Source organism: Caulobacter sp. DWR1-3-2b1 (assembly GCF_049895765.1).
Lineage (GTDB): Bacteria > Pseudomonadota > Alphaproteobacteria > Caulobacterales > Caulobacteraceae > Caulobacter.
Genome location: NZ_JAFCSZ010000002.1, coordinates 179,169 through 192,920, shown reverse-complemented (window position 1 = coordinate 192,920; position 13,752 = coordinate 179,169). Strand labels below are relative to the sequence as shown.

Annotated in this window: 15 protein-coding genes; 11 read left to right on the top strand and 4 right to left on the bottom strand. The window is 66.7% G+C overall.

Features of this window, described 5'->3' with window-relative positions; translation table 11 throughout:
• Nucleotides 1-136 precede the first annotated feature (136 nt).
• From ACP69S_RS02925 to ACP69S_RS02915, 3 genes are all read left to right on the top strand, one after another.
• Nucleotides 137-643, top strand: a complete 507-nt coding sequence (locus ACP69S_RS02925) for a MarR family winged helix-turn-helix transcriptional regulator (protein ID WP_425994694.1) — start codon at nucleotides 137-139, stop codon at nucleotides 641-643.
• Nucleotides 640-1,341, top strand: coding sequence for a response regulator (locus ACP69S_RS02920; RefSeq protein WP_425994692.1), 702 nt, complete (start codon nucleotides 640-642; stop codon nucleotides 1,339-1,341). The genes ACP69S_RS02925 and ACP69S_RS02920 overlap by 4 nt, the downstream gene beginning before the upstream one ends.
• A 140-nt stretch (nucleotides 1,342-1,481) precedes the next feature.
• On the top strand, nucleotides 1,482-2,822 hold the full coding sequence (locus ACP69S_RS02915) for an ATP-binding protein (protein ID WP_425994690.1): 1,341 nt from the start codon (nucleotides 1,482-1,484) through the stop codon (nucleotides 2,820-2,822).
• Between the two features lie 240 nt (nucleotides 2,823-3,062).
• On the opposite strand, the gene ACP69S_RS02910 is transcribed toward ACP69S_RS02915, so the two are convergent.
• The 4 genes from ACP69S_RS02910 to ACP69S_RS02895 all read right to left on the bottom strand — a co-directional run bounded on the left by ACP69S_RS02910 (nucleotide 3,063) and on the right by ACP69S_RS02895 (nucleotide 5,653).
• Entirely contained in the window at nucleotides 3,063-3,608 is a 546-nt protein-coding gene (locus ACP69S_RS02910; RefSeq protein WP_425994688.1) for a TetR family transcriptional regulator, read from the bottom strand.
• A 180-nt stretch (nucleotides 3,609-3,788) separates the two neighbouring features.
• Nucleotides 3,789-4,583, bottom strand: a complete 795-nt coding sequence (gene proC / locus ACP69S_RS02905; protein ID WP_425994686.1) for a pyrroline-5-carboxylate reductase — start codon at nucleotides 4,581-4,583, stop codon at nucleotides 3,789-3,791.
• A 177-nt stretch (nucleotides 4,584-4,760) separates the two neighbouring features.
• Nucleotides 4,761-5,267, bottom strand: a complete 507-nt coding sequence (locus ACP69S_RS02900; protein ID WP_425994684.1) for a YbjN domain-containing protein — start codon at nucleotides 5,265-5,267, stop codon at nucleotides 4,761-4,763.
• 131 nt (nucleotides 5,268-5,398) lie between these two features.
• Complete coding sequence (locus tag ACP69S_RS02895) at nucleotides 5,399-5,653, bottom strand: accessory factor UbiK family protein (RefSeq protein ID WP_425994682.1); 255 nt, start codon at nucleotides 5,651-5,653, stop codon at nucleotides 5,399-5,401.
• A gap of 114 nt (nucleotides 5,654-5,767) precedes the next feature.
• Between ACP69S_RS02895 and lgt the strand changes: the two genes are divergently transcribed.
• The 8 genes from lgt to pth all read left to right on the top strand — a co-directional run bounded on the left by lgt (nucleotide 5,768) and on the right by pth (nucleotide 13,751).
• A complete protein-coding gene (gene lgt, locus ACP69S_RS02890) occupies nucleotides 5,768-6,664 on the top strand; it encodes a prolipoprotein diacylglyceryl transferase (RefSeq protein WP_425994680.1) in 897 nt (298 codons plus the stop codon).
• Nucleotides 6,651-7,733, top strand: coding sequence for a class I SAM-dependent methyltransferase (locus tag ACP69S_RS02885; protein WP_425994678.1), 1,083 nt, complete (start codon nucleotides 6,651-6,653; stop codon nucleotides 7,731-7,733). Before lgt ends, ACP69S_RS02885 begins: the two co-directional genes overlap by 14 nt.
• 1 nt (nucleotide 7,734) lies before the next feature.
• Nucleotides 7,735-8,520: a peptidoglycan editing factor PgeF gene (gene pgeF, locus ACP69S_RS02880; RefSeq protein WP_425994676.1), complete on the top strand. Its 786-nt coding sequence runs from the start codon at nucleotides 7,735-7,737 to the stop codon at nucleotides 8,518-8,520.
• Nucleotides 8,521-8,638: 118 nt separating this feature from the next.
• On the top strand, nucleotides 8,639-9,577 hold the full coding sequence (locus tag ACP69S_RS02875; protein ID WP_425994674.1) for a ribose-phosphate pyrophosphokinase: 939 nt from the start codon (nucleotides 8,639-8,641) through the stop codon (nucleotides 9,575-9,577).
• Nucleotides 9,578-9,791: 214 nt separating this feature from the next.
• Entirely contained in the window at nucleotides 9,792-10,916 is a 1,125-nt protein-coding gene (locus ACP69S_RS02870) for a sensor histidine kinase (RefSeq protein WP_425994672.1), read from the top strand.
• Nucleotides 10,917-11,105: 189 nt separating this feature from the next.
• On the top strand, nucleotides 11,106-12,158 hold the full coding sequence (locus ACP69S_RS02865; RefSeq protein ID WP_425994670.1) for a hypothetical protein: 1,053 nt from the start codon (nucleotides 11,106-11,108) through the stop codon (nucleotides 12,156-12,158).
• A 165-nt stretch (nucleotides 12,159-12,323) separates the two neighbouring features.
• Nucleotides 12,324-12,923, top strand: a complete 600-nt coding sequence (locus ACP69S_RS02860) for a 50S ribosomal protein L25/general stress protein Ctc (protein WP_425994669.1) — start codon at nucleotides 12,324-12,326, stop codon at nucleotides 12,921-12,923.
• A gap of 207 nt (nucleotides 12,924-13,130) precedes the next feature.
• Nucleotides 13,131-13,751: an aminoacyl-tRNA hydrolase gene (gene pth, locus ACP69S_RS02855; RefSeq protein ID WP_425994667.1), complete on the top strand. Its 621-nt coding sequence runs from the start codon at nucleotides 13,131-13,133 to the stop codon at nucleotides 13,749-13,751.
• Nucleotide 13,752: the final 1 nt, after the last annotated feature.

The following is a 13,752-nucleotide window of genomic DNA, read 5'->3' as shown; positions in this document are numbered from 1 at the left end:
GGTGGCGATTTAGCGAACATGAGGGCCGTCGGGGTTGTTCTTGGTCGCGCTTGCCTTGCGGGCCTCGCCGATCTCGGCCACCGTGTGCGATAGACCTCCCGACATCTCGAACCGTCAACCAAGTGGACTCACGGCGATGATAGCCCCCCTCCAGCAAGGCGCGGCCGATCCCCGGCTCATCCTGCGCGAGGAGGAGCTGGACAGCGGACTGGAGCTGATCCTGCTGGCCGAAGCGGCCCTGTGGGCGGCGGTCGACGCGACCCTGGAGGCCGAGACCCTGGGCCTGGGCCGCTCGCACTGGCGCGCGGCCTTCTTGCTACGCCGCCGGCCCGGCATCGGGGTGCAGGACCTATCGAAACTGACCAGCCTCTCCAAGCAGGCCGCCAGCCGCACCCTGTCGGACCTGACCAAGGCCGGGCTGGTCGAACGGGCCGGGGGCGATCTGGACGGCCGCCGCAAACCCGCCGTGCTGACGGCTGAGGGCGTGGCCTTCGAGGCCCGAACCGCCGAGCGCCTGCGCACCCTGCTGGCCAAGGCCTATCGCACCGGCGGCCTGGACGGTGTGGCCGGCACACGGCGCATCCTGGCGGCCCTGGCCGGTTCGCGTCAGGGCGTCGGTCCGACCCGGCGGGTCGTGGCATGAGCCCCGACGAACGCCGCGACCGCCACCTGCTGGTGGTCGATGACGACGACCGCATCCGCAAGCTGCTGAAGGAGTTTCTGGTCCGGGCCGGCTTCCGGGTCAGCACCGCCGCCGACGCCGCCGGGGCCGACAAACTGTGCGGGTCGCTGGACTTTGATTTGATGGTGCTGGACGTGATGATGCCGGGCGAGGACGGCTTTGCCTTCACCAAGCGCCTGCGGGCCAAGGGCGGCGAGACCGGCAAGACCCCGATCCTGATGCTGACCGCCCGCGACCAGACCCAGGACCGCATCGAGGGCCTGAGCCACGGGGTCGATGACTATCTGGGCAAGCCCTTCGAGCCGCAGGAACTGTTGCTGCGCATCGAGGCCATACTGCGCCGCACCGCCGCCAGGCCCAGCGGGCCGCGCGAGTTGTCGCTGGGCCGCTGTTCTTTCGAGCCCGAGCGCGGCGAGCTGACCTGCGACGGCCAGCCGGTGCGCCTGACCGAGGCCGAGGTCGCCCTGATGCGCCGGCTGGCCCGCGTGGCCCACGAGCCGGTCGACCGCCTGGAACTCGCCCGCGACACCGCCGACGCCACCGGCCGCGCCATCGACGTCCAGGTCACCCGCCTGCGCCGCAAGATCGAGCCGGACCCAAAGAACCCACGGTACCTGCAGACGGTGCGGGGCATAGGGTATCGGCTGGCGCCGGATTGATGGGATCACGCGCGCAAATCCTCCCCCCAGCGGGGGAGGCGGTCCGCAGGACCGGAGGGGGAAGTGATCCCCATGGCCTGCCGACTTCCCCCTCCGTCCCCTCCGCGGACACCTCCACCGCCAGGGGGAGGACTTAAGCCATGCGTCTGCGCGCCAAGCTCTACATCCCGCGTCAGATCAAGCGCTGGCTGCCGACTTCGTTGTTCGGCCGCTCGCTGCTGATCATCGTCCTGCCCGTCGCCGTGATGCAGATCGCCGTCACCTGGGCCTTTTTCGACGCCCATTGGCAGACCGTGAACAGCCGTCTGTCGGAAGGTCTGGCCGGCGACGTCGCCTGGGCCGTGGCCAGCTATCAGGACGATCCAGGCCCCGCCGCTGTCGACAAGCTGGCCGACCGGGCCGAGGAATCCCTAGCCCTTTCCATCGCCTTCCAGAAGGGCAAGAAGCTGCCGACCGGCCGGCGCACCTCGCTGCTGCCGGCCCTGGATCGTTCGCTGCAGGAGGCCCTGGCCGACCGGTTGAACGCCCCGTTCTGGTTCGATACCACCCGTTACACCGCCTATATCGACATCCGGGTGCAGGTGGATGGCGGGGTGCTGCAGATCTACGCCCTGCGCGACCGGGCCTTCGCGACTCAGGGCCATATCTTCATCGTCTGGATGGTGGTGGCGACCCTGCTGCTGACCGCCGTCGCCATCCTGTTCATCCGCAACCAGGTGCGGGCCATCGAGCGTCTGGCCGACGCGGCCGACGCCTTCGGGCGCGGCGGCGACATCGACTTCAAGCCGCACGGCGCCCGCGAAGTGCGCCAGGCGGCCCAGGCCTTCCTGGCCATGAAGGCCCGCATCCAGCGCCATATCGAGCAGCGAACCGCCCTGTTGGCCAGCGTCAGCCACGACCTGCGCACGCCGCTGACCCGCCTGAAGCTGGAGGTGGCCCTGGCCGAGCCGTGCGAACGAATGGACGCCATGAAAGGCGACCTCTCCGAAATGGAGCACATGATCGACGAATATCTGGCCTTCGCGCGCGGAGAAGGCGGAGAAGCGCCTCAGACCGTAGACCTGACCGACCTGATCGGCGGCGTTGTGGCGGCGGCGACCAGGGCCGGCGCGGCGGTGGAAGCAGAAGTGCCGCCCGAACTGACCGTCGAGCTGCGTCCCAACGCCTTCAAGCGCGCCCTGGCCAACCTGATCGACAATGCCGCCGCCCACGGCGACCACGTCAAGGTCACCGCCGCCGAGCGGCTGACCGGTGGGGTCGAGATCGTCGTCGAGGACGACGGTCCGGGCATTCCCGAGGACCGTTACGAGGAAGCGTTCAAGCCGTTCAGCCGGCTGGACGAGTCGCGGAACCAGAACGAGAAGGGCGTCGGCCTGGGTCTGGCCATCGCGCGCGATATGGCGCGCGGACTGGGCGGTGATCTAGTGCTGGAGCGGTCGGCGATGGGGGGACTGCGGGCAGTGATGCGGTTGCCGGGGTAGGCGGAATTAAATCCTTCCCCTGAAGGGGGATGCGGCCGGAGGCCGGTGGGGGAAATCGGCAATGACTCAGCAGCACTTCCCCCTCCGTCGGCTCCGCCGACACCTCCCCCGCTAGAGCATTTTCCGATAAGTGTGAAACGGTTATCGGATCGAAAAATGCTCTAAACTTTTGATTTAGAGCCCTTTTCGCCCGACCCTGATGAAGCCATCAGGTCGGAAAGGGCTCTAGGGAGAGGACCTTTACTCGAACCCTGCCCCGATCTTCGATAGCCGCTCGGCCATCTGCTTCAGCCGCTTGTCCAACTCAGCCATGGTCCGGTTCAGCGCGCCCTCGTCGTCGCGCCAAACCTGAACCGTACGCGCCCACACAGCCGTCATCGCCGCCAGCCGCACGGGGGTCGCTTCCACGCCGCCGGCCTCGAGCATGGCTCGCGCGGTCTTGGGAAACCGCAAGGCCGAGACCACCACGCCTTCCGAGCTGGCGATGGCGATCAGCGCCGCGCGGTGCGGCTCCATGGCCTCCAGCCGCGCCATGGCGGCGTCGAACAGGCGGTCATGCGGCGCGGCGTCCTCGGCGCAGACGGTGCCCAGGGCGGCGCGGTCGAAGCGCGTCGAAAGATGGGCCAGCACCGCACCCTTGCCCGAGGCCAGGGCGTAAAGCTCGACGAACGGGACCTCTGCCTTCAGGGCGATGTCGCGCAGGGCGATGTAATGCCAAGGCCTGTCCGCCGCCAGGGCGAGAGCAGCGGCGGCGGCGCGGTCGAGGATGTCTTCAGCGGCGGTCATGGTGACTCAGATGGCTGTGGAAAGCGGCTCTGGCAAGGCGGGGCGCGCGATGGGCAAGCGACGGCGCTAGAGCATTTTCCGATAAGTGTGAAACGGTTATCGGATCGAAAAATGCTCTAAACTTTTGATTTAGAGCCCTTTTTGTCCGACCCTGATGAAGCCATCAGGTCGGAAAGGGCTCTAGCCGCCCAATTCCTTCGAGCGCGCAATCGCCGCGTCCAGCGCCCGGGGCAGCAGGTCCCCGAACCCGCCCTGCCCCATCAGCACCGCCAGCGCCGCCGCGGTGGTGCCGCCGGGCGAGGTAACCTGCTTGCGAAGCTCGGACGGTTCTTCGCCGCCGGCCTCCATCAGGGCCGCCGCGCCGATGATGGTGGCGCGGGCCAGCCTTGCCGAGGCGGCGGGATCGAGACCGGCGCCGGCGCCCGCTGCTTCGAGCGCCTCGACGAAGGCGTAGAGATAGGCCGGAGCCGAACCCGATACGGCGGTGGCGGCGTGGAGCAGCTCTTCGTCGTCCAGATCGACCACCGTGGCGACTGGCGCAAATAGGGCGTGGGCGGCGGCGCGGGCCGTGGGATCGGCGGCGTGAATGCTAGCCGTGCCCCGGCCGATGGCCACGGCGGTGGTCGGCATCACCCGGGCGACGGCGCGGCCGCCGAAGGCTTCGGAAATGTCGGCCGCGCGCACGCCGGCGGCGATGGAGACGATGATGGCGTCGGGCGCCAGATGCGGAACCACGTCCTTGATCGCCTCGCGCCAGATCTGCGGCTTCACCGCCAGCAAAACGGTCTGGGCGGCCGACAGGGCTTCGAGCGGCGGATTGACCAGCGCGCCCCCAAAGACGGCGGGGTCGGCGGCGGCGTCGACATTGGGATCGCGGACGATCAGGTCGGCGGCGGAGAAGGCTCCGGCGTAGCGCCAGCCCTGGATCAGCGCGCCGCCCATGCGACCGGCGCCGAGGAGGAGGATGGGGGTCATTCGAGTCGCTCCGCTGCCGTCATCCTTCTCCCCTTGCGGGAGAAGGTGTCGCGAAGCGACGGATGAGGGGTCGCACGGCGCCCATCAAGACCGATCAGTGGCGAACAAGGAGAAACCCCTCATCCGACCTGCTTCGCAGGCCATCTTCTCCCGCAAGGGGAGAAGGAAAGTCCAGCGCTATGCCTGACCCACCGTCTCGAACATGCAGGCCGCCATGGCCTCGTCCGGGGTCTTGGCGCCCTGTAGCAGGAAGTCGAAGGCCGGATAGAAGCGGTCGGCCGCTTCGACGGCGGCGTCGATCATCGAGGCGGCCTGGGCCATGGTCGGACGCTCGCCCGAGGGCAGGGCCAGGGCATGGCGGAACACGACCTCGCCGTCCTCGGTCCAGACCTCGAAATGGCCCAGCCAGACGCGCTGGTTGATCATGGCCAGCAGCTCATAGGCGCTGGTGCGCTTGGTCTTCGGAGCGCGCAGGTCGAGCGACAGGCACAGCTGGAGGCAGTCGGCCTCGGGCCGCCAAGCGAACCACAGCTCGTAGTCCTTCCAGTCGCCGGTCAGGGAGAAGGCCAGATCGCCGTCTTCGGTGCGATCAAAGGTCAGGTTTTCGGCCGACAGGACATGCTCAACCACTTCGAGGGGGTCGAGAGCCATCAGGACGTCGTCGTCTTCCGGTTGGGTGTCCATGGGAATCCTGCGCGTCCCGTGAGCGATGGCGGGCGTGAGACCCTCCATGAATCGCTTACGTCGCGATGAGTCTAATCTGCTTCGGGAGCGCCGTCACAGCCCCTTCACGTCAAGGGCGAGCGGCGAATGGTCTATTCGCCTGTTCCGGCCGCCTTCTTGGGTAAGGCCTTCTTGGCTTTCAGGCCCGCAACCTCTTCGCGCAGCGCAGCCACCTCGGCCTTCAGCGCCTCGAAATCGTCGCGACGGATCAGATCGAATTCGGCTGTCAGGCGGTCGGCCTGGGCGCGCATCGCGGTCTTGGCTTCCTCGCCGGCCGTCTGGGCGATGCCCATGGCCGCCTGGGTCAGCTTGGCGAATTCGTCAAGGAAAGGGTTCTGGCTGTGCATCGAGGTTCCAAGGGCGGGCGTCGTGTCCGCCGTCCTTATATGGGATGCGGGGGGTGAAAGCGAAGACCGAACCGGCTATGCCTGCGACGATCTGTCCGGAACGGAGCCTGCCGCGTGATCTTTCCCGATATCGACCCGGTCGTTCACATCGGCCCGCTGGCCCTGCAATGGGGGCCGCTGGCGATCCGCTGGTACGCCCTGGCCTATGTGGCCGGCATCCTGCTGGGCTGGCGCTACGCCGTACGGCTGGTCAAGAACGAACCTCTGTGGGGCGGACGCACGCCGACCGCCACACCGGTGCAGATCGACGATCTGGTGCTGTGGATCACCCTGGGCATCATCCTGGGCGGACGGCTGGGCTACATCCTGTTCTACATGCTGATCAATCCCGATCAGCGCTATGGCTTGATGCAGCAGCCGCTCGAAGCCTTCAAGATCTGGGAGGGCGGCATGTCCTTCCATGGCGGCTTCCTGGGGGTCTGCGCGGCCATCCTGCTGTTTGCCCGCCAGCAGAAGATCGACGTGCTGAAGCTGGGCGACCTGATCGCCCCCGTCGCGCCCATCGGCATCTTCTTCGGGCGCGTGGCCAACTACATCAATGGCGAGCTTTGGGGCCGGGTCACAGACCACCCGTTCGGCGTGATTTTCTGCAACCAGACGATCCAGACCGCCAATGGCGGCCGCTGTCCCGCTGGACCTGATCCCCGTCATCCCAGCCAGCTTTACGAGGCGGCGCTGGAGGGCGTGGTGCTGTTTGCGATCCTGTGGTTCGCAACCCATCGCCTGAAGTGGCTGCAGCGACGCGGCGCCCTGATCGGCACGTTCCTGGTTGGCTACGGCCTGTTCCGCGCCGTGCTTGAGAACGTCCGCAATCCCGACGAGGGCATGCCCGACTTCCCGCTGGGTCTGACCATGGGGATGATCCTGTCGATCCCGATGCTGCTGGTCGGGATCTGGCTGTTGTGGAAGGCCCTGCGCGAACCGGCCGACCAGGCTCATGAGCCTGCTTGATCGCCTGAAGGCGCAGATCGTCCAGGACGGGCCGATCAGCGTCGCCGAATATTTCAGCCGCTGCCTGCACGACCCGCGCGACGGCTACTACGCCACGCGGCCTGATCTGGGCCCCGGCGGCGACTTCATCACCGCGCCGCTGGTCAGCCAGATGTTCGGTGAGTTGATCGGCCTGTGGGCGGTCGAGACCTGGATCCGCATGGGCCGGCCCTCGCCTTTCCTTCTTATCGAGATGGGACCCGGCGACGGAACCCTGATGAGCGACCTGCTGCGCGCTGCGGGGCTGGCGCCGGACTTTCTCGCAGCGGCCGACCTGTGGTTGGTCGAGGTGTCGCCACCCTTGCGGGCTCTGCAAGCGCAGCGGTTGATCGCCGCTACGCCGCAGTGGGCCGATCGGCTGGAGACCGTCCCAGCTGGCGCGCCGATGATCCTGGTCGCTAACGAGGTGCTGGACTGTTTGCCCGCCCGGCAGTTCGTCCGCACCTCAAAGGGCTGGGCCGAGCGGGTGATCGGACTGGATGAGCAGGGGAACCTGGCGTTCGGACTGCGCGGTTTGTCGGCTCCGACGCGTGGCGAACCCTCGCCGCCGGAGGCTGGCGACAGACCGGTCGGCGTCATCCTCGAATCCTCCCTCGCCCAGGAAGCCCTTGGGGCCGAGATCGGCCATCGCATCGCCACCGACGGCGGCGCGGCGCTGCTGATCGACTATGGCCGCGACGCGCCCGGCGCCGGCGACACGCTCCAGGCCATCCAAAGTCACGGCAAGGTCGATCCGCTACATGCCCCCGGCCGGGCCGACCTGACCGTCTGGGCCGACTTCCCCGCCGTGCTGGCCGCTGGCCGTGAGGCGGGAGCCCAGACCGGTCCAATCCTCAGCCAGGCCATCTTTCTCGCGATGCTCGGAATCGAGGCGCGGGCCGGGGCTCTGGCCGCCGCCCGCCCCGACCGCGCCGAGATCATCGCAAGACAGCTTGATCGCCTGACCGGCGAGGCGCAGATGGGCGCGTTGTTCAAGGCCGTGTGCCTGCACGCACCCGGTTTCACGCCGCCTGCCTTTGAGGTCGCCTGACATGCCGTACAGCAAACTGCCCACGATCCAGTCGCCGCTGCTGGCCGCCGTTCCCGGCGTGCGCCACGCCTTCTTCACGCGCCAGGGCGGGGTCTCGACCGGCATCTACGACAGCCTGAACGTTGGGCGCGGCAGCAAGGACGACCCGGCCGACGTGATCGAGAATCGCGCCCGCGCCGCCCGCTGGTTCGGGGTCGATCCGGAAGACCTCAACACCTGCTACCAGATCCACTCGACCATCGCGATCAAGGCCGACGGCTCGTGGGGCGACGTCCGACCCGAGGGCGACGCGGTGGTCACCAGGACCCCCGGCATCGTATGCGGCGCCCTGGCGGCCGACTGCGCCCCGGTGCTGATCGTCGATCCCGAGGCGAAGATCGTGGCCGCAGCCCACGCCGGCTGGCGCGGGGCCCTGGACGGCGTGGTGCAGGCCGCTGTCGACCGCATGGTCGAGCTAGGCGGAAGCCCTGAACGCATGATCGCCGCCGTCGGCCCCTGTATCGGCCCGGCCTCCTACGAGGTCGGCCTGGAATTCCTGCACCGCTTCGAGGCCGACTGCCCGGGCTCTGGCCACTTCTTCCGGCCCGGCGTCAGCGAAGACAAGCGGATGTTCGACCTGCCGGCCTTCGTGCTGGACCGCCTGCGCACAGCGGGGATCGAGCAACGCGAATGGGTAGGCCGCGACACCCGCGCCGAGGAAGCCCTGTTCTTCTCCAACCGCCGCGCGGTCCTGAACGGCGAAGGCGACTATGGCCGCCTGCTGTCGGCCATAGCACTGGAGGGGTAAGGCGGCCCGAAAGCCACAAAGCGTCATCGATCCGTCACGCGGGCCGTTAAGGTCTTGTTCGCCGGCCGATCACTGCTAGAAGGCCCGGCAACGCGCACCCCCTGCTCCGAGCGACCCCATGAAGCTGCTGTCCGGCAACTCGAACCGCCCGCTGTCCCAGGCCATCGCGGAGTACCTCGACATGCCGTTGACCCGCGCCCAGGTGCGCCGGTTCGCCGACCTGGAGGTGTTCGTCACCATCGACGAGAATGTGCGCGGCGAGGACGTTTTCGTCCTGCAGTCGACCAGCTATCCCGCCAACGACAACCTGATGGAACTGCTGATCTGCATCGACGCCCTGAAGCGCGCGTCGGGCAAGCGGATCACCGCCGTCCTCCCCTATTTCGGCTATGCCCGCCAGGACCGCAAGACCGGCGGCCGCACGCCGATCTCGGCCAAGCTGGTGGCCAATCTGATCACCCGCTCGGGCGCCGACCGGGTTTTGACGATGGATCTGCACGCCGGCCAGATCCAGGGCTTCTTCGACATTCCCACCGACAACCTGCTGCCCTCGCGCCTGCTGGCCGACGATATTCGCGGCAAGTACCCGCTGGGCGAGGACCTGATGATCGTCTCGCCCGACGTCGGCGGCGTGGTGCGCGCCCGGGCCCTGGCCAAGCGCCTGAACGACGCCGATCTGGCCATTGTCGACAAGCGCCGCTCGGGCCCCGGCCAGTCGGAAGTGATGAACATCATCGGCGATGTTTCGGGCCGCCGCTGCATCCTGTTCGACGATATCGCCGACTCGGCCGGCACCCTGTGCAACGCCGCCGCCGCCCTGGTCGCCCAGGGCGCGGTCTCGGTCAGCGCCTATGTCACCCACGGGGTGCTGTCGGGCGCTGCCGCCGAGCGCGTCGCCAACTCGGTTTTGACCGAACTGGTGGTCACCGACTCCATCGAGGCGTCGGACCCCGTCAAGGCCTGCCCGAAAATCCGCTACGTATCCTGCGCCCCGCTGATCGGCGAAGCGATCCGCCGGATCGCCAACGAAGAGTCGGTTTCAAAGCTGTTCGACTGATCTTTTGGCTTTCGAAGCCTGAGAGGCCTAGAGCATTTTCCGATAAGTGTGAGCCGGTTATCGGATCGAAAAATTCTCTAAACTGTTGATTTAGAGCCCTTTTCGCCCGACCCTGATGAAGCCATCAGGTCGGAAAGGGCTCTAGCGTTTCGAGCGGCCTCCGGCGGCCGGAACAAGCCCTACCCGACAGCGTTACCGGCTGAGGGAGGCGGCTTTGACCGACATCGTGCCGAATAGCATTCCTGCCAACGAGCAGCAGCGGCTGGCCGCCGTCAGGCGCTACGACGTCCTCGATACGCCGCCAGACGGCGCCTTTGATCGCATCACGGCGATAGCGGCCCGGCGCTTCGATGTTCCGATCGCCATCATCAGCATCGTCGACGAGAACCGCATCTGGTTCAAATCCCACCACGGCCTGCCTGTGGAGGAGATCGGGCGAGATTCCGGACTGTGCGCATCGGCGATCCTGTCGCCCGAGGTCCACATCGTTCTCGACGCCAGCCTGGATCCCCGCACCTTGGCCAATCCGCTGGTGGCGAGCAATTTTGGGCTGCGATTCTATGTCGGCGTGCCGCTGGAAACGAACGACGGATACAATCTCGGCACCCTCTGCGTGATCGACAAGGTCGCACGCACCGTCAACCAGGATCAGATCGACGATCTGAAGGACCTGGCCACGGTCGTCATGGATCAGCTGGAATTGCGGCTGGCGGCTCGTAAATCCGTCGGTCAGGCGCAGTTGATGGCCCGCGAGATCGATCACCGCGTCATGAACAGTCTGCAGTTCGTCTCCGGCATTCTGGCGATGCAAAGCCGAACCGGCAGCGCTGAGGCGGCAGAACAGCTCGAAACAGCCGCCAACCGCGTCGCCGCCGTGGCGCGCGTGCACCGCCACTTTCACGCCGAGCAGGCCGACATGGTGTCCAGCCTGGGCTTTCTGCGCCGCCTTTGCGCAGAACTGTCCGACATTCTCGACCGGCCGATAGAGGTGGTCGGCGATGAAGGGATGGTCGCCACCACCCTGGTGCAACCCATCGGCCTGATCGCTAACGAGCTGATCACCAATGCCGCAAAGCATTGCGCGGGCGCGGTGCGCGTCAGCTACCGGATCCGGGGCGGGTCCCACACACTGGCCGTGTGCGACGAAGGAGAAGGCCTGCCTGCGGCCTTCGATCCCGAAAAGGGCGCCGGACTGGGCATGAAGGTGATCGTGGCCCTGGCGCGCCAGCTGGGCGGTAAATTCGCGGTCGAGCAAAATTCCGTCGGCGTCGGATCCAGACTCTCCGTGACCTTCACCCCGCCAGACCCTATGCATCCGGATCTGCAACTCTCCCGGTGAGGGGGCTTGCAGATCAGGACCGTTCTTTACAGACACGCATCAGGTGAACGGCCTTGCGGCCACGCTTGTCAAAGTCTGGTTAACGGGCTGAGTGTCACAATATCGCCCGTCGCGGGTGCTACTCGCGAAATCAGACTCATGGGGAAGTTGCCCGGAATGCACATTTTTTCGCGTGCGCGCGCCGTTCTAATGACGGCCGCCGTCGCGCTGACCACTGTGGTGGCCGGCTGCGAAACCCCGCCTCCGCCGCCGCCGGTCGTGATTGCGGCCCCGCCGGCCCCGCCGCCGATCACCCTGTCCAATGTCCTGGTCGAGCGCGCGAGCGCCTTCCGCGGCTACATGGCCCGAGCCGGAGCGATCAACCCCAAATTCCTGAACGGCGACGAGATCCAGTCCTCGCTCAAGGTGGCCGTCGCCTACGAACCCAAGCAACTGCTGTCGGGCGTCACCGCCTACGCCGCCGTCATCGCCCTGCAGGACCCGGCGTTCGTCGGCGCGGTGCGAACCTTCGCCGTCGATCCTGTCCAGCGCCAGCAGGTCATCGCCCAGTTGGTCGCCGATCCGGCCTACGCCGTCGGTTTCAAGGGCAGCGACACCGCAGCCGGACTGGTCATCGACACGCTCGGCGCGGAAGGCCTGAAGGTCTACATCACCGGCAAGGCCGTCAAACAGGCCGCCTACGACGTCCAGCACTCGTCCTGGTCCAAGGCTTCGGTAGCCGACCGCGACGGCCGCCTGGCCTATGCCAAGACCATGTCGGCAATCCCGGCCCTGGGCGACACTACCGACGTGACCGCCTTGCAGCAGGCCTCGGTGGGGGCCCAGCCCTTGACCCTGACTCCGCGCTCGGCCTCGGGTCCCTACTCGCCCGTGGTCATTCGCGGCCTGGCGGTAGCCGCCCTGGCGGCGCTTGGCGCGGCCGGCGACGACAACCTGACCCTTATCGAAGCGGTGATGGCCGAGCCCAATTCGGCCATGTGCCTGAACATGGGCAAGCTGAACCTCTACCAGTGCCTAGCCGTGTCGAAGCCGCACTATGAGGACGTCTTCTGCCTGGGCCAGCACATCCTGATGGACACCGGTCAGTGCGTGATCAAGGCTTCGGGCTCGCCGATGCCGGTCGAACCGCCCCCGCCGCCACGCGCCGTGCCGGAAAAGACCTCGCTCAGCCAAGGTGGCGGCGCGGGCCGCAACTCCAAGAAGGCCAAGGATGCCGTCAAGAAGCCGGTGACCAAGAAGTAGTCGCCTTCACGGCCTCGGCCGGAAAAACCTGGAAGGGCCGGACGTTGCATCGTCCGGCCCTTCTGTGTATGTAGCGCCACCCTAAAAACGTCGACCGAGCGGGACAATTCAGTCCTGTGCGGCGATTTTGCATTTCGAGAGCAAGGGCTCTCCAGAGAGAATATCATGGCCGAGATCATTCTGAACGTTGAACTGCGTGAACGCGCCGGCACCGGCGGCGCTCGCGAAACCCGCCGCAACGGCAAGGTCCCCGGCGTGCTGTACGGTGGCGGCAAGGCTCCCGTGAACATCGCGGTGAAGGTCAACGAATTCCGCAAGGCGCTCTACACCGGCAAGCTGCTCGGCCACTTGGTCACGCTGCAGCATGGCGAAGAGAAGCAATCGGTCATCGCCAAGGCCGTCCAGTTCCACGCCGTCACCGACGTTCCGGTCCACTTCGACCTGTTCCGTGTCAGCGAGCACCAGCTGATCAAGATCGAAGTTCCGGTTCACTTCAAGAACCACGAAACCTCGGTCGGCCTGAAGAAGGGCGGCACGCTGGAAGTGATCCGTCACACCGTCGAGCTGGCCTGCCCGGCCGACAAGATCCCTGAAGAACTGGTCATCGATCTGGCCGGCCACGACATCGGCGACGTCATCCGCATCTCGGAAGTAAAGCTTCCGGAAGGTGTGAAGCCCGCCCAGGACCGCGACTTCGTGATCGCCAACCTGAAGGCCTCGGCCGCTTCGCAATCCGGTGAAGGCGACACCACCGCCGAAGGCTAGAGCCCTTTCCGACCTGATGGCTTCATCAGGGTCGGGCGAAAAGGGCTCTAAATCAAAAGTTTAGAGCATTTTTCGATCCGATAACCGTTTCACACTTATCGGAAACTGCTCTAGGCCTTCGGACCGGTTGTCCGATCGACTATCGAGACGGGCGGGCTTTCGGGCCCGCCCGTTTTTCGTTTCCGCTTACCGCGTTGGATTGAAGCGATGCTGATCCTGGCCGGTCTCGGCAATCCCGAGGCCAAGTACGAGAAGAACCGCCACAATGTCGGCTTCACGGCCGTCGAGGCCCTGGCCCGACGCTGGGGTACGGGGCCGTGGCGTGCGCGCTTCCAGGGACTGGCCTGCGAGGGTCAGGTCTCGACTCCGGCCGGGGCGGTCAAGCTGCTGCTGCTCAAGCCAAAGACCTTTTACAATGAGAGCGGCCGCGCCGTGGGCGAGGCGATGAAGTTCTTCAAGCTGGCGCCCACCGACGTCATCGTTTTCCACGACGAGATCGACATGGCCCCGGGGCGCTTCCGGATGAAGGCCGGCGGCGGAGCGGCGGGCAATAACGGCATCCGCTCGATCACCAGTCAGGTCGGCGACACGTTCCGCCGAGGCCGGATCGGCGTGGGCCATCCGGGCGACAAGGCCATGGTTATGCACTACGTGCTGGGCGACTTCCACAAGGTCGAGCACCAGTGGCTGGATCCGCTGCTCGACGCCATCTGCGACGCCCTGCCCTTCGCGGCGGCCGGCGACGATGAGCGCTATCAGGCCGAGGTGCTGCGCCTGGCGCCCGCGCCGAAGGCTGACCCCAGGAAGCCCATCAAGTCCGGGGACTGAC

Excerpts from the sequence above, each read along its gene's own strand:
- ACP69S_RS02895 (WP_425994682.1), bottom strand. The coding sequence starts at position 5,653 with ATGCACAGCCAGAACCCTTTCCTTGACGAATTCGCCAAGCTGACCCAG.
- ACP69S_RS02900 (WP_425994684.1), bottom strand. The coding sequence starts at position 5,267 with ATGGACACCCAACCGGAAGACGACGACGTCCTGATGGCTCTCGACCCC.
- ACP69S_RS02920 (WP_425994692.1), top strand. The coding sequence starts at position 640 with ATGAGCCCCGACGAACGCCGCGACCGCCACCTGCTGGTGGTCGATGAC.
- ACP69S_RS02915 (WP_425994690.1), top strand. The coding sequence starts at position 1,482 with ATGCGTCTGCGCGCCAAGCTCTACATCCCGCGTCAGATCAAGCGCTGG.
- ACP69S_RS02875 (WP_425994674.1), top strand. The coding sequence starts at position 8,639 with ATGAAGCTGCTGTCCGGCAACTCGAACCGCCCGCTGTCCCAGGCCATC.
- ACP69S_RS02860 (WP_425994669.1), top strand. The coding sequence starts at position 12,324 with ATGGCCGAGATCATTCTGAACGTTGAACTGCGTGAACGCGCCGGCACC.
- ACP69S_RS02910 (WP_425994688.1), bottom strand. The coding sequence starts at position 3,608 with ATGACCGCCGCTGAAGACATCCTCGACCGCGCCGCCGCCGCTGCTCTC.
- proC (WP_425994686.1), bottom strand. The coding sequence starts at position 4,583 with ATGACCCCCATCCTCCTCCTCGGCGCCGGTCGCATGGGCGGCGCGCTG.
- ACP69S_RS02925 (WP_425994694.1), top strand. The coding sequence starts at position 137 with ATGATAGCCCCCCTCCAGCAAGGCGCGGCCGATCCCCGGCTCATCCTG.
- pth (WP_425994667.1), top strand. The coding sequence starts at position 13,131 with ATGCTGATCCTGGCCGGTCTCGGCAATCCCGAGGCCAAGTACGAGAAG.
- ACP69S_RS02885 (WP_425994678.1), top strand. The coding sequence starts at position 6,651 with ATGAGCCTGCTTGATCGCCTGAAGGCGCAGATCGTCCAGGACGGGCCG.
- ACP69S_RS02865 (WP_425994670.1), top strand. The coding sequence starts at position 11,106 with ATGACGGCCGCCGTCGCGCTGACCACTGTGGTGGCCGGCTGCGAAACC.
- pgeF (WP_425994676.1), top strand. The coding sequence starts at position 7,735 with ATGCCGTACAGCAAACTGCCCACGATCCAGTCGCCGCTGCTGGCCGCC.